We start from the raw sequence: 13418 nt of genomic DNA, 5'->3' as shown, positions 1-13418 counted from the left end.
CAGCAAGCTTTTTTTTATAGCTTTACGGCAAACGATAATATATGGAATTCTTAAGTACGCCCGAAACCTGGATCTCTTTGCTGACCCTTACCATTTTAGAAATTGTTCTGGGTATAGATAACATTGTGTTTATCTCTATTCTTTCAGGAAAACTGCCTGTACATCAACAAAAGAAAGGAAGACAACTGGGGCTTGGCCTGGCCATGATTACCAGGGTATTGCTGCTTTTATCTTTAAGCTGGGTAATGAGTTTAACGGCGACTTTATTTAATATCGGTGAATGGATTAACCTGGAGAACAAAGAATGGCTGGAAAAACTGGCTATTTCCGGAAGGGACCTGATTCTGATATTGGGTGGTTTGTTCTTAATCTATAAAAGTACACATGAGATTCATCTGAAACTGGAAGGGGAAGAGGAAGAAGAAGGGAAAGTCAAAGTACATTCGTTTGCGGGTGTAATTGCACAGATCCTTGTGCTGGATATTGTATTTTCTCTGGACTCTGTAATTACAGCTATTGGAATGGCTGACCATGTTCAGATTATGATTGCTGCGGTAATTATTGCAGTATTGATTATGATGGTTTCTGCAAACGCAATCAGCGATTTTGTCAATAACCATCCTACTGTTAAAATGCTGGCACTTTCTTTCCTTTTGTTAATCGGTGTCTCTTTACTGGCAGAGGGACTGGATCAGCATATTCCTAAAGGTTATATCTATTTTGCCATGGCTTTCTCTGTATTGGTAGAATTGCTGAATCTGAAAATGAAGAAGAAATCCAGCAAACCGGTACAGCTGAGAAATAATGCAAAAGAGGAAAAATAAAGTATTTTTGCGACCCGTTAAACCCGTTAAAATTTACAGCACATATGATTTATTTTCCTGAAGCCTCTCTGGCAGAGCTCTCTATCCATCGAATAGGCAATAAAGCACAAGATGAGTTTTATGTCTTATCCGAAGCTTCTATGCAAATTCAGGATGAGCAGCTTAAGAATCTGCTGTTGCAGTATTTTTTAAGTCCTTACGAAAAGGTGAATGAGATCTTTCGTTTTTTTCATCCTAATGATGATTTAAATCTGAATGAAGTTTTTCATTTTATTGCGCAGGTATTTGAAAATGGAACTCTTTTCCATGAGCATAGTCAGCAACTGGCAAAATATCTTTATGAAACTTCCAATCATCCCAAAATCAAGGCAGGCGAATTATATGTCGCTTATTTTGAAAATGTACAGATCGAAGGAGAGCTGCATGATGCAATCGGGATCTTTAAATCGGAAACTAAAGAGTCTTATATCAAAGTTTATCCTGAACAGGCTGGTTTTGGCCTGAGTTACGAGGAAGAGGCAATCAATATCAATAAACTGGATAAAGGTTGTCTGATCTTTAATACAGAAAAGGAGGAAGGTTATAAGGTGGCTGTCATAGATCAGACCAACCGGAGTAATGAGGCCGTTTACTGGAAAGACGAATTCCTGAAACTGAAAATCAGGAATGATAATTATAACCAGACAAATAATGTATTAGGCGTATATAAAAGCTTTGTAACAGATAAACTGGACCAGGAGTATGATATCAGTAAGGCTGATAAAATAGACCTGCTGAACCGCTCTATGAAATATTTCAAAGAGAAGGAAAGCTTTGATATGGATGAATTCTCGAATGAGGTGATCGGGAATAAAGAGGGAATTGAATCTTTCAAAAACTATAAAAAGAGTTACGAGGAAGAGTTTGAGACTCCTATCGCCGATAGTTTTGATATCTCGGGGGCAGCAGTTAAAAAGCAGGCCAAATCATTTAAAAGTGTATTGAAGCTGGATAAAAACTTCCATATCTATATTCATGGGAATAAAGAACTCATTGAAAAGGGCTTCGATGATGATAAATCCATGAATTACTACAAAGTGTATTTTAAAGAAGAAGAATAACCACCTGTTGTTTAAAAAACAGGTGGTTATATCCTGATTTACAAAATGTATTCGTTATTGATGGGTTTAACAGGTGCGGGAATTTTGTCTGCGCCTATCATTTCCAGTAAGTTTATTTCTATCGTTCTTGTAATCTGATTGAGCGGGACAGAAGAGGAGTTGTTTTCAAAAGGATCAATGAGACTCATTCCGTTAATTTGTGTAGAGACGAAAACAAAACCGACCATCCACCCGATGAAGATTGCCCAGATACCTGCTGCATGACTGATTACCAGCGTTAGAGAGACTATAAAAAGCCAGATAAATACCTTGGTTAAGTAATTGTAAGTTGTCGGGAATACAGTGTTTTTAATCCGCTCAGACCTGCCCATTTCATCCGAAAATCTGATCAGGAGCTGATCCATTTCCATAAAACGAAATCCATCGATCATTCCGTCTTTACTTAATTGCTGCAGGTCTCTTGACTGCAGGGTGAGAATCGCATTGTGCACATTCGTATGCAGATTGATCTCCCTGAGGTCTGCTTCGTCCAGATATTGCTGATAATTCTCATCGACTGCGCCTCTGAGTTTAGCTTTTAAGGCGTAGAGAAAGCCAATATGCCTGCGTACCATCCTGTCTTTGATGACCTTGAATTCGACATCGCTTTTCTCATTTTGTGAAATATAGCAGACCACACTTCTTGCCCATGACCTTGAATCATTGACCAGTGCACCCCATATTTTACGGGCTTCCCACCACCGGTCATAAGCCTGGTTATTGTTAAAGCCAATAAAAAAAGCGATGGCTGTCCCCAGAACAGCAGGAATAATAGGGGGGATCTCAAAATTGTGCTTTATTAAAAACTCTCTGGTGAGATAAGCAACTGTGCAGGAAAAAATCATAATGAGATCAACCTGCCAGGTGTTTCTGAGGATGCGGCTAAACCGGATGTTGTGGACTATTAGCATTTGATAAATTTGCGTTTTCTAAAATTACAATTAAAACGCAGATTTGTTTGCCGCCCCCTATGATCGCTTCTATTTTTATTTTACTATAATACTCTTAGTAATAATCCTTTAAGATATTCACCTTCGGGAAAGGATATCCTTACAGGATGGTCTTCTGGCTGGTGGAACTGTTTGATGATTTGTACTTCTCTGCCTGCATCAAGTGCTGCCCAGGCTATAATCTGTTTAAAGGTCTCGAGGTCAACGGCACCAGAGCAGGAATAGGTAGCTAGAATACCACCGCTTTTAAGCAATAGCATACCTAACCGGTTGAGGTCTTTATAAGCTCTTGCAGCTCTGTCCAGAGCGGACCTTGAGGGCGCGTATTTTGGCGGATCAAGGATGATCACATCGAAAGTTTTTCCTTCTTCTTTAAACACGCGCAGTTGTTTGTTAACGTCCGACTGTATGCTGGTTTGCTGATGCTCCATAAAGCCGTTCAGGCCCAGGTTATGATTTAGTGTTTCTATAGCTAAAGCTGAACTGTCTACACTGGTTACATGTTTCGCCCCATGTTTTAAGCTGTTCAGGGTAAAACCGCCACTGTAACAGAAACAATCCAGTACCTCTTTGTCTTTGGTGTAAGCAGCCAGTATCTCGCGGTTATCGCGTTGATCACAATAGAACCCGGATTTCTGTCCGTCAGCAATATTAATGTGATAACGGACCCCGTTTTCTTTTACTTCAATAAATTCAGGTGGGTTTTCCCCCCATAATAAACCTTGCGAAAGTTCGAGGTTCTCATGCGTACGGGCGCTGGCGTCACTTTTATCGAAAATTCCTAAAGGATTTAATTCTGCAATTAAAATTTCAATCAGATCTGCTTTGATGTTCTCCATTCCCGCACTCAGGATCTGAAGGGAAAGAAAATCAGCATATTTATCAACGATTAACCCAGGCAGATAATCAGCTTCGCTGAATACCAGACGGCAGGTGTTGGTTTCGGTGTTACCAAGTACGTGGGCACGTGAAGCAATTGCATTTTTTAGCCTGTGTCTGTACCACTGGGTATCAATGATGTTGTCTTCTTCCCATTCCAGCAGACGTACTGCAACACGCGATTGTGCATTGTAATAACCATAAGCTAAGAATGATTGATCAGCCGCAAGGACTTTGATCACTTCTCCGTTTACCGGACTACCTTTTACTTTGTCTATAGCTCCTGAAAATACCCAGGGGTGTTTTTGATGGACAGCTTTTTCTTTGCCCTTTTTAAGTACAACATCAATCATGGTACAAAGGTAGTAAAAAGCAGTAGGCAATATAGGGCATTATAAGGTTAAGATTCGTAATTTTATCGGTGTACAAGAAGATAATATCAAATATGGAACATATAGACTGGAATGATTTTGAAAAGGTCGAATTAAGAGCAGGCACAATTTTAGAAGTCCTGGAGTTTCCTGAAGCCAGAAAACCGGCGTATAAAGTCAGGGTTGATTTTGGTGAATTTGGCGAAAAAATGAGTAGTGCACAGATTACCGCTCACTATACTAAAGAAGAACTGGTCGGGAAACAGATTGTAGGTGTGGTTAACTTCCCTAAAAAACAGATAGGAAAATTTATGTCAGAGTTTTTAGTGACCGGATTTGCAGATGAGAGCGGGAGTATTGTATTGACAACGCTGATGGGCAAAGTACCCAATGGCAGTAAATTGTGCTAAACAGGATGAGTTACTACAATTTTTCTGAAGAAAAGGATCTGTCCAAAGAGGATGAACATTACATGCGCCTTGCGCTCGAAGAGGCACAAAAAGCATTTGATCAGCAAGAGATTCCTATAGGTGCAATCGTGGTCTGCAAAGGAAGGATTGTCGGACGCGGGCATAATCTTACAGAGCAGCTGAATGATGTTACCGCACATGCGGAAATGCAGGCGTTTACCGCAGCCAGTTTAACGCTTGGGGGCAAGTATCTGAAAGACTGTACGCTTTATGTTACGGTTGAACCTTGTGTCATGTGTGCAGGAGCAGCTTACTGGACTCAGATCAGCAGACTGGTCTATGGCGCATCAGAAGAGAAAAGAGGTTTTTCTGGCAAAAATGCGAATTTACTGCATCCGAAAACAGTAACCGAAAAAGGGGTGCTGGCAGAAGAATGTGCACAGCTCATGAAGCAGTTTTTTAAAAACAAGCGGGGCTAAATGACAATAATCTGAACAATACTTAACCTCGAATGTTATATTTGTGGTTGTAAAATTTTAAACTTAAATATACAATAATATGGCTTTTGAATTACCTGCGTTACCTTACGCAACAGATGCACTAGAACCGCATATCGATAAACAAACCATGGAAATTCACCATGACAAACATCACCAGGCTTATGTGACTAATTTAAATAAAGCTTTAGAAGGAAAACCTGAAGCTTCACACAGCCTGAATGATATCATCAAAAACATTTCTAAATTTCCTGCAGCTGTAAGAAACAATGGTGGTGGTCACTTTAACCACTCTTTGTTCTGGGAAGTTATGGGACACAATAAAGGTGGTGAGCCAACAGGAGAATTAGCTGATGCAATCAAAGCAGCTTTTGGTTCTTTCGCTGAGTTCAAAACTAAATTTGCTGAAGCTGGTGCAACCCGTTTCGGTTCAGGATGGGCTTGGTTAAGCGTTGGTGCTGACCGTAAATTAGTTGTTTCTTCTACGCCTAACCAGGATAATCCATTAATGGATATCGCTGAGGTTAAAGGTACACCAATCTTAGGAATGGACGTATGGGAACATGCTTACTACCTGAAATATCAAAACAAACGTCCTGATTATATTGCTGCGTTCTGGAATGTAGTAAACTGGGATGCTGTTGCTGAGCGTTTCAAAAAAGCGTAAGCTTTAGAAAATATATGATATAAATAACCCCTGTTTACTGGACTCAGCAGACAGGGGTTGTTTTTTGGTTACATCCCGACAATGTCCTTTTTCTTTTTCTGTTTCATCGCCTTAGGTATAATTGCAAGAATCTCTTCTTTCAGGGCGTTTAACATTCTCTTCTTGATATAGTTCTTGTGTGTAACCAGACTGATTTCGCGGACAGGCTCCGGAGATTTAAATGTACGGACCTTGCTTAGTTGTTTGGCCGTAAGTTCTGCTAAAGCCAGCTCTGGTAACAATGTGGCCCCGTTATTCATATCTACCATCCGGATCAGTGTTTCCACGCTACCGGTATTGTATGTAAGTCCCTGTAAACGGTTATCTTTTGTCGATCTGCAAATGTTCAATACCTGGGAACGCATGCAGTGACCTTCGTTCAGTAACCAGATGTTTTCATCTTCCAGGTCATTTGCATCAATATTTTTCTTCTTGAACAATTTGCTGTTCTTGCTGATATAAGTCACGAAATTCTCGTAGTACATCGGAATCTCAGTAATTGAATTATCTCCCAGCGGAGTCGCGAGAATTCCGCAGTCCAGTACACCGGTTTTAAGGTGATGAATGATATCTTCAGTAGTATATTCCCAGATCAGTAATTTAAGATCAGGGTATTTTTCCATCATAGAAGCGATAACCTGTGGTAAAAGATATGGCGCAACAGTCGGGATGATCCCAACTTTAAGTTCGCCGACTATATCCTGCTGCTGGCTGCTGATGATTTCTTTGATTTTCTGGCTTTCCTGGAGCACCAGTCGGGCCTGCTCGATAATCTGGGAGCCAATTTCTGTAGGGATAACAGGTTGTTTGCTTCTGTCAAATATCTTCACATTTAACATTTCTTCGAGTTTTTGTACCTGCATACTTAAAGTGGGCTGGGTTACAAAACACTTTTCTGCCGCACCGACAAAACTTCTGTAGGTATCTACCGCAACAATATATTCCAGTTGAACTAAGGTCATATAGCTAAAGTTTATTTTTACTGAACAAATATATAAACTTTAGCTATATGAAGATTGCCTAAATATGTTTAGACAGAAAATCCTGGTAAGCCAGCTGAATACCAGCCTCTAATTCTACCTGATGTTTCCATCCAAGCTTATGTAATTTTGATACATCCATTAGTTTACGGGGTGTCCCATCTGGTTTACTGCTGTCAAAAGTAAGTGCACCTTCAAAACCGGTTACTTTTTTGATCAGTAAAGCCAGGTCTTTTATAGTCAGATCTACACCAGTTCCGATATTGATCAGATGTGGCTCGTTATAATTTTGCATTAAGAAATAGCAGGCATCTGCAAGGTCATCCGCAAATAAAAATTCACGCATAGGTGAGCCTGATCCCCAGATAACCACTTCTGCGGTTCCGTTTACTTTAGCCTCATGAAATTTACGGATCAATGCAGGAAGTACATGTGAATTCTGAGGATGATAGTTGTCATTATAACCGTACAGATTGGTCGGCATAACGGAAATGAAATTACAGTTGTACTGTGCCCTGTAAGCATCACAAAGTTTAATACCAGCGATTTTTGCAATTGCATAGGGTTCGTTGGTCTCTTCCAGTAAACCGGTTAGCAGGTAATCTTCTTTTAAAGGCTGTGGTGCAAGTTTTGGATAGATACAGCTTGAGCCCAGGAACATTAATTTCTTAACGCCAGTCTCATAAGACTGGTGGATTACATTATTCTGAATGGCCAGGTTTTCGTAAAGGAAGTCTGCTCTGTAGGTATTATTAGCAATAATACCACCAACTTTTGCAGCAGCAAGAAATACGTATTCTGGTTTTTCAGTGTTGAAAAAATCTGTAACTGCCTGCTGGTTTCTCAGGTCCAGTTCTGTTGAAGTCCTTGTAACCAGATTTGAATAGCCCTCGTTAAGCAGTTTACGGTGAATAGCTGATCCAACCATTCCACGGTGCCCAGCGATATAAATTTTTGCGTTCTTTTCCAATTTGTTCAGATGTATATTTTATACAAAAATACGAATTAGAAACGGGCATGCCTATGAGAGCCTGTTTAAAATTCATCTGATAAAATTGTTTACAGGCTCTGAGAAGATTAAATTGTATTTTTGCATAAAAAATAATAATAGTGGGTAAAGATAAGTTAAGAAAATTTGCTGAAATTGATACCTTTCCTAATGTCTATCAGATGGAAGAGGGAATGGCACTTCAAGGCAAATGGGCCAGTGAACATTTTAAAAATAACAATCCGGTTGTATTGGAGCTGGCTTGTGGTAAAGGAGAATACTCAGTCAATATGGCTAAGTTTTTCCCCGAAAAGAATTTTATAGGTATAGATTTGAAAGGTAACCGTATCTGGCGGGGAGCAAGAACAGGGGTAGATGAAAACATCAGTAACCTGGCTTTTCTGAGAATACAGATTGAAGACATCGCAGCATATTTTGGCGAGAACGAAGTAGATGAAATCTGGATCACTTTTCCAGATCCTCAACCACAGGACAGCAGGGAAAAAAAACGATTGACCTTCCCTGGGTTCCTGAATAAATACAAAGGGTTTTTAAAACCAGGCGGTAAAATTAACCTGAAAACAGATAATGATGGTTTATACGCTTATACAGTAGAAAAAGTAGAAGAACTGAATTTACCATGTTATAAAAAAACGGATCATTTATATACTTCTGAGTTCTATGATGAAGTGTTGAAGATCAAAACACATTACGAAAGAATTTACCTGAAACAGGATAAAAATATAAATTACATACAATTTTCGCTTGACTAATGGAGCAGCAATCATTTTATGAGCAGGTTTACGAAATAGTGAAGTTAATCCCGAAAGGTAGGGTTACTTCTTATGGCGCAATTGCCAAAAGTCTTGGGGCTGGGAAATCATCCCGCCTGGTTGGTTATGCAATGAACAATGCACATGGAATGTCTCCTCCGATACCGGCTCACAGGGTAGTAAACCATAAAGGGTTACTCACTGGCAAATTTCATTTTGCTACCCCGGAGCTGATGCAGGAATTACTGGAAAATGAAGGAGTAGTCATTGAGCAGGATAAAGTACAAAACTTTAAAACCCTTTTCTGGAATCCGGCAGAAGAACTGTAAACAGCTATTTATTATAATATGGGCAAACTAGTAGAAGAATTTAATGACTATCGTTCAAAAATGAATGACAGGATAATGGAAACTGCCAATACCAATATCAAACGTTTTTTTGCACTGGACACCACAACTTATGCAGCAGGTGCCCTCGATGTAAAAAGCAAAGAGATGATGGGGCTAGTTGCATCGATGGTTTTACGTTGTGATGATTGTATTAAATATCACCTGGAAAAATGCTTTGACGAAGGAGTGACTGATGCCGAAATTAATGAGGTATTTATGATTGCAAACCTGGTTGGTGGTTCGATTGTAATTCCGCATTATCGTCGCGCTGTAGAATACTGGGATGAATTAAGTATGTAATTCATATGGCAGCAGAACTCAACAGGTGTGGCTGGTGTGGCACCGACCCGCTATATACGAAATATCATGATGAAGAGTGGGGCAAACCCGTTTATGATGATCAGACTTTATTTGAATTCCTGATCCTGGAAGGAGCGCAGGCTGGTTTGAGCTGGATCACAATTCTGCGCAGGCGGGAGGGATACCGGAAGGCATTTGCTGATTTCGATGTACAACGCGTTGCGGCGTTTACAGAGGCTGATGCAGAACGTTTAATGAATGACCCAGGCATTATCAGGAACAAACTGAAGGTGAATGCAGCAATCAGTAATGCCAGGCTTTTCATTGCTGTGCAAAAAGAATTTGGCTCTTTTTCAAATTATGTATGGGGATTTTTACCTGGCGGGCAACCAATTGTTAACCATTTTAAGGGATTGGGTGAAGTGCCTGCGCGTACTGAAATATCCGATGCAATCAGTAAGGACATGAAAAAACGAGGGTTCAAGTTCTTTGGAACAACAATCTGTTATGCACATATGCAGGCAACAGGTATGGTAAATGATCATATTGAAGGCTGTATAGCGAGGTAATGTCCAATCTGAATTTTGAGCTGATAGCTTATCTGAAGAATCCCTATTTGACCAGGATACCTGAGAAGGTAGAACATCCGTTCCTGCTGGTATTCCGGCTGGGACTGATCTGTCTGGTAGTAGGTATAACAGGCGGATTAATCCTGGGTGGACTGATCGGCCTGAAGTTAATTCCGGATCCGGGGCAGTCCTCTATATCGAGAACTTCGATGTCCAGACCTGTACTTTTTATTTTTGCAGTATTTATAGGCCCTCTGGTTGAAGAACTTGTTTTCAGGGCACAGTTGAGACGTTTATCAGCAAGTATTGCATTCGTTGCTTTTATCTGCGGTGCAATTCTGACGACTATTCTTCAAACAAACTGGGCTTTTATGATCAGTCCTTTTGTCTTTGTTCTTCTCTACCTGATATACCGCTACAGATTAGCCGGAAGTGTGACGGTTAAATTCCAGTTCTGGGAGCGTATTTTTCCGTGGCATTTTCATCTGACAGCCATCTGTTTTGCATTGGTTCACCTGAGTAATTTCGAAAATGGAACAGGGATGTTATCCTTAGGATTATTATATACCCTGCCCCAGCTGGGAGTAGGCCTGATTTTAGGTTATACCAGAATGAACTATGGTCTTAAATACTCCTATGCCCTTCATGCCCTGTATAATCTGGGGCCCATGCTTTTGTTCCTTTATAAGCCTTAAAAATTTCAGCTGATTAGGTTAGCTCAGCTACAGATGTTAACTTTGAACGAATATGCTGCTGGTCATCAGCGGCTGGCAATACTGATAAAATATAAACAGTTATATAATGAAAAAACTTTTCCTGCTTGACGGTATGGCGCTGATTTACAGAGCGCATTTTGCATTAAGTAAAAACCCCAGGTTTACTTCTACTGGTATTAATACTTCTGCAGTTATGGGTTTCGCCAATACCTTAATGGAAGTCCTTAAGAAGGAAAAACCAAGCCATATCGCAGTAGTTTTTGATACTGAAGCCCCAACAGAAAGACATACAGATTTCGTAGCCTATAAAGCACACCGGGAGAGTATGCCTGAAGATCTGTCTGCGGCTTTGCCCTATATATTTAAACTGATTGAAGGGTTTAATATCCCGGTTATTACCAAAGATGGTTTTGAGGCGGATGATATTATCGGAACCCTGGCAAAAGAAGGGGAGAAAGCGGGGTTTACCGTATTCTGTATGACTCCTGATAAAGACTTCGCACAATTGGTTTCAGAGAATATCTTTATCTATAAACCGGCCAGAATGGGGAATGAGATGGAGATTATGGGTGTTCCGGAAGTTCTGGCTAAATGGGAGATCGAAAATGTAGAACAGGTCATTGATATCCTTGGTTTATGGGGAGATGCAGTTGATAATATTCCTGGTATCCCGGGCATCGGAGAGAAAACAGCAAAAGCGTTAATCAAGCAATATGGCTCAATGGAGAATATCATTGCGAATGCTGATCAGCTTAAAGGGAAACAACGTGAAAACGTGATTGCCTTTGCTGACCAGGGAATGATTTCTAAAAAGCTGGCCACGATTATTCTGAATGTGCCGGTTGAATTTGATGAACAGTCATTACTTTTAGAAGAGCCTAGCAGAGAATTGCTGGAGCCTCTTTTTGCGGAACTCGAATTCAGGACTTTAGGTAAAAGAGTATTTGGGGATGGATTCAGTGTGAGTGATGCAAAAGCAAATGTTTCACAGCAGACTGATCTGTTCGGCAATACAGTGGATCAGCCTGAAAGTAAAACCAAAACTTTTGAGCAGCTCCCCAATTTATTTGAACAACCTCCGGTAGGAAAAACTATTGCGGATACCAAACCAGAATATCTGTTGGTGGATACTGCCGAAAAACGTAATGAATTAATTGAGCTGCTGCTTCAGCAGGAAAATATAACCGTTGATACAGAAACAACAGGTATAGATGCTAACCAGGCAGAACTGGTTGGTCTTTCTTTTTGTATCGAACCCGGAAAGGCATGGTATGTTCCGGTTCCGGCAGATGCTGTGCAGGCTCAGCAGATCGTGGATGAATTCAGACCAGTACTGGAAAATGGGAAAATCGGCAAGACCGGTCAGAATATTAAATATGATATTTTAGTACTGAAATGGTACGGGATTAACATGCAGGGGATACTCTTTGATACTATGCTGGCGCATTATCTGATTGATCCTGATACACGGCATAATATGGATGTGCTTTCAGAGAACTATTTGGGTTATACGCCTATCTCTATTACAACCTTAATTGGCCCTAAAGGGAAAAATCAGGGGAATATGAGAGATGTACCTGTAGAAACTGTGGTAGATTATGCTGCTGAAGACGCTGACGTAACCTTACAGCTTGCGAATATATTCAGGCCAATACTGAAAGACCTGAATGCAGAGGAACTGATCACCAATATTGAAAATCCACTGGTTTATGTACTGGCGGATATGGAAAAAGAAGGGGTCAGAATTGATATGGATACCCTGATCAGTTATTCTAAAGAGCTGGAAACTGATATCAGAAGATTTGAACAAAGTGTTTATGACAAAGCAGGTGTAGTATTCAACCTGGCTTCTCCAAAACAACTGGGAGAAGTTCTTTTCGATAAACTACAGCTTGACCCTAAAGCTAAAAAAACTAAAACAGGTCAGTATCAGACTGGTGAAGATGTATTATTGGCCCTGGCCCATAAGAGTGATATCGTAAAAGATATTCTTGATTTCCGCCAGCTGCAGAAATTGAAATCTACTTATGTAGATGCACTTCCATTGCTGGTTAATCCTAAAACTGGACGTGTACATACGAGTTATAACCAGGCTGTAGCTGCTACAGGAAGGTTAAGCTCAAATAATCCGAACCTGCAGAATATCCCGATCCGTACAGAACGTGGCAGGGAAGTCCGTAAAGCGTTTATTGCAAGAGATGCGGATCATGTATTGCTTTCGGCGGATTATTCGCAGATAGAGCTCAGGATAATCGCTGACATCAGTAAAGAGGAGAATATGCTTGAGGCTTTCAATAAGGGAATTGATATTCATACGGCTACTGCAGCCAAAGTATATGGAGTTGCTATTGAAGAAGTGAGTTCAACACAGCGCCGTAATGCCAAAGCAGTGAATTTTGGAATTATTTACGGACAGTCTGCTTTTGGTTTATCTCAGAACTTAGGTATTCCAAGAAAAGAAGCGGCCGAGATGATCGAACAGTATTTCGCACAGTACCCCGGGATTAAGAGATATATGACCGATACGATGAATTTTGCCCGTGAAAATGGTTTTGTGCAGACGATGATGGGCAGAAGAAGATATCTGAGAGATATTAACTCTGCTAACCAGACTGTGCGTGGTTTTGCAGAACGAAATGCAATTAATGCACCTATACAGGGTTCTGCGGCAGATATGATTAAAATAGCGATGATCCATATCCATCAGGATATCAAGGACCAGAAATTACAGTCAAAGATGACTATGCAGGTACATGATGAGTTGGTGTTCGACGTTCTGAAAACGGAAGTCGAAGCCATGAAAAAAATCATTACTCACCGGATGAAAACAGCTATTCAGACTGTTGTGCCAATCGAGATTGAGATAGGAGAGGGTAATACCTGGTTAGAGGCACACTAAGGTTTTGTGATTTAAACAAAGGCCTTCC

General features: G+C 40.4%; 15 protein-coding genes. 11 read left to right on the top strand and 4 right to left on the bottom strand.

Annotated features, from left to right (window positions below):
• Nucleotides 1-41 precede the first annotated feature (41 nt).
• Together HDF25_RS08005 and HDF25_RS08000 are read left to right on the top strand one after the other, a co-directional pair.
• The gene (locus HDF25_RS08005) at nt 42-824 is read left to right on the top strand and encodes a TerC family protein (protein ID WP_184624226.1); all 783 of its coding nucleotides are present in this window, start codon (nt 42-44) and stop codon (nt 822-824) included.
• A gap of 44 nt (nt 825-868) precedes the next feature.
• Nucleotides 869-1924, top strand: coding sequence for a nucleoid-associated protein (locus tag HDF25_RS08000; RefSeq protein WP_184624225.1), 1056 nt, complete (start codon nt 869-871; stop codon nt 1922-1924).
• A 38-nt stretch (nt 1925-1962) separates the two neighbouring features.
• On the opposite strand, the gene HDF25_RS07995 is transcribed toward HDF25_RS08000, so the two are convergent.
• Nucleotides 1963-2874 carry a bestrophin family protein gene (locus tag HDF25_RS07995; protein WP_184624224.1) on the bottom strand — a complete coding sequence of 304 codons (912 nt, stop codon included), beginning with the start codon at nt 2872-2874 and terminating at the stop codon, nt 1963-1965.
• A gap of 83 nt (nt 2875-2957) precedes the next feature.
• Entirely contained in the window at nt 2958-4145 is a 1188-nt protein-coding gene (locus HDF25_RS07990) for a class I SAM-dependent rRNA methyltransferase (RefSeq protein WP_184624223.1), read from the bottom strand.
• Between the two features lie 92 nt (nt 4146-4237).
• On the opposite strand from HDF25_RS07990, the gene HDF25_RS07985 reads away from it, so the two are divergent.
• The 3 genes from HDF25_RS07985 to HDF25_RS07975 all read left to right on the top strand — a co-directional run bounded on the left by HDF25_RS07985 (nt 4238) and on the right by HDF25_RS07975 (nt 5737).
• On the top strand, nt 4238-4573 hold the full coding sequence (locus HDF25_RS07985) for a tRNA-binding protein (RefSeq protein WP_184624222.1): 336 nt from the start codon (nt 4238-4240) through the stop codon (nt 4571-4573).
• A gap of 5 nt (nt 4574-4578) precedes the next feature.
• Nucleotides 4579-5052 (top strand): nucleoside deaminase, encoded by a 474-nt coding sequence (locus HDF25_RS07980; protein ID WP_184624221.1) that lies wholly within the window; start codon nt 4579-4581, stop codon nt 5050-5052.
• A 79-nt stretch (nt 5053-5131) separates the two neighbouring features.
• Entirely contained in the window at nt 5132-5737 is a 606-nt protein-coding gene (locus HDF25_RS07975; protein ID WP_184624220.1) for a superoxide dismutase, read from the top strand.
• A 68-nt stretch (nt 5738-5805) separates the two neighbouring features.
• Here the strand turns inward: HDF25_RS07975 and HDF25_RS07970 are convergent, their stop codons facing one another.
• On the bottom strand, nt 5806-6738 hold the full coding sequence (locus tag HDF25_RS07970) for a hydrogen peroxide-inducible genes activator (RefSeq protein ID WP_184624219.1): 933 nt from the start codon (nt 6736-6738) through the stop codon (nt 5806-5808).
• Between the two features lie 58 nt (nt 6739-6796).
• The gene (locus HDF25_RS07965; protein WP_184624218.1) at nt 6797-7726 is read right to left on the bottom strand and encodes a GDP-L-fucose synthase family protein; all 930 of its coding nucleotides are present in this window, start codon (nt 7724-7726) and stop codon (nt 6797-6799) included.
• 140 nt (nt 7727-7866) lie between these two features.
• Here HDF25_RS07965 and trmB point away from each other — a divergent pair, with 140 nt between their 5' ends.
• The 6 genes from trmB (at nt 7867) to polA (ending at nt 13390) form a co-directional block, all read left to right on the top strand.
• Nucleotides 7867-8517 (top strand): tRNA (guanosine(46)-N7)-methyltransferase TrmB, encoded by a 651-nt coding sequence (trmB, locus tag HDF25_RS07960; protein ID WP_184624217.1) that lies wholly within the window; start codon nt 7867-7869, stop codon nt 8515-8517.
• A complete protein-coding gene (locus tag HDF25_RS07955) occupies nt 8517-8846 on the top strand; it encodes an MGMT family protein (protein ID WP_184624216.1) in 330 nt (109 codons plus the stop codon). Before trmB ends, HDF25_RS07955 begins: the two co-directional genes overlap by 1 nt.
• 18 nt (nt 8847-8864) lie before the next feature.
• Nucleotides 8865-9206 (top strand): carboxymuconolactone decarboxylase family protein, encoded by a 342-nt coding sequence (locus HDF25_RS07950; protein ID WP_184624215.1) that lies wholly within the window; start codon nt 8865-8867, stop codon nt 9204-9206.
• A gap of 5 nt (nt 9207-9211) precedes the next feature.
• Nucleotides 9212-9775, top strand: coding sequence for a DNA-3-methyladenine glycosylase I (locus HDF25_RS07945; RefSeq protein ID WP_184624214.1), 564 nt, complete (start codon nt 9212-9214; stop codon nt 9773-9775).
• Nucleotides 9775-10470, top strand: a complete 696-nt coding sequence (locus tag HDF25_RS07940; protein ID WP_184624213.1) for a type II CAAX prenyl endopeptidase Rce1 family protein — start codon at nt 9775-9777, stop codon at nt 10468-10470. The genes HDF25_RS07945 and HDF25_RS07940 overlap by 1 nt, the downstream gene beginning before the upstream one ends.
• 106 nt (nt 10471-10576) lie before the next feature.
• Entirely contained in the window at nt 10577-13390 is a 2814-nt protein-coding gene (gene polA, locus HDF25_RS07935) for a DNA polymerase I (RefSeq protein ID WP_184624212.1), read from the top strand.
• The last annotated feature ends 28 nt before the right edge of the window (nt 13391-13418 follow it).

Source organism: Pedobacter cryoconitis, from assembly GCF_014207135.1.
Taxonomy (GTDB): domain Bacteria; phylum Bacteroidota; class Bacteroidia; order Sphingobacteriales; family Sphingobacteriaceae; genus Pedobacter; species Pedobacter cryoconitis_D.
This window is presented reverse-complemented; position numbering and strand designations above follow the sequence as displayed.

What these genes read in the sequence shown, in the direction of transcription:
- HDF25_RS08005 (WP_184624226.1), top strand. Translation starts at nt 42, where the DNA reads ATGGAATTCTTAAGTACGCCCGAAACCTGGATCTCTTTGCTGACCCTT.
- HDF25_RS08000 (WP_184624225.1), top strand. Translation starts at nt 869, where the DNA reads ATGATTTATTTTCCTGAAGCCTCTCTGGCAGAGCTCTCTATCCATCGA.
- HDF25_RS07995 (WP_184624224.1), bottom strand. Translation starts at nt 2,874, where the DNA reads ATGCTAATAGTCCACAACATCCGGTTTAGCCGCATCCTCAGAAACACC.
- HDF25_RS07990 (WP_184624223.1), bottom strand. Translation starts at nt 4,145, where the DNA reads ATGATTGATGTTGTACTTAAAAAGGGCAAAGAAAAAGCTGTCCATCAA.
- HDF25_RS07985 (WP_184624222.1), top strand. Translation starts at nt 4,238, where the DNA reads ATGGAACATATAGACTGGAATGATTTTGAAAAGGTCGAATTAAGAGCA.
- HDF25_RS07980 (WP_184624221.1), top strand. Translation starts at nt 4,579, where the DNA reads ATGAGTTACTACAATTTTTCTGAAGAAAAGGATCTGTCCAAAGAGGAT.
- HDF25_RS07975 (WP_184624220.1), top strand. Translation starts at nt 5,132, where the DNA reads ATGGCTTTTGAATTACCTGCGTTACCTTACGCAACAGATGCACTAGAA.
- HDF25_RS07970 (WP_184624219.1), bottom strand. Translation starts at nt 6,738, where the DNA reads ATGACCTTAGTTCAACTGGAATATATTGTTGCGGTAGATACCTACAGA.
- HDF25_RS07955 (WP_184624216.1), top strand. Translation starts at nt 8,517, where the DNA reads ATGGAGCAGCAATCATTTTATGAGCAGGTTTACGAAATAGTGAAGTTA.
- HDF25_RS07950 (WP_184624215.1), top strand. Translation starts at nt 8,865, where the DNA reads ATGGGCAAACTAGTAGAAGAATTTAATGACTATCGTTCAAAAATGAAT.
- HDF25_RS07945 (WP_184624214.1), top strand. Translation starts at nt 9,212, where the DNA reads ATGGCAGCAGAACTCAACAGGTGTGGCTGGTGTGGCACCGACCCGCTA.
- HDF25_RS07940 (WP_184624213.1), top strand. Translation starts at nt 9,775, where the DNA reads ATGTCCAATCTGAATTTTGAGCTGATAGCTTATCTGAAGAATCCCTAT.
- polA (WP_184624212.1), top strand. Translation starts at nt 10,577, where the DNA reads ATGAAAAAACTTTTCCTGCTTGACGGTATGGCGCTGATTTACAGAGCG.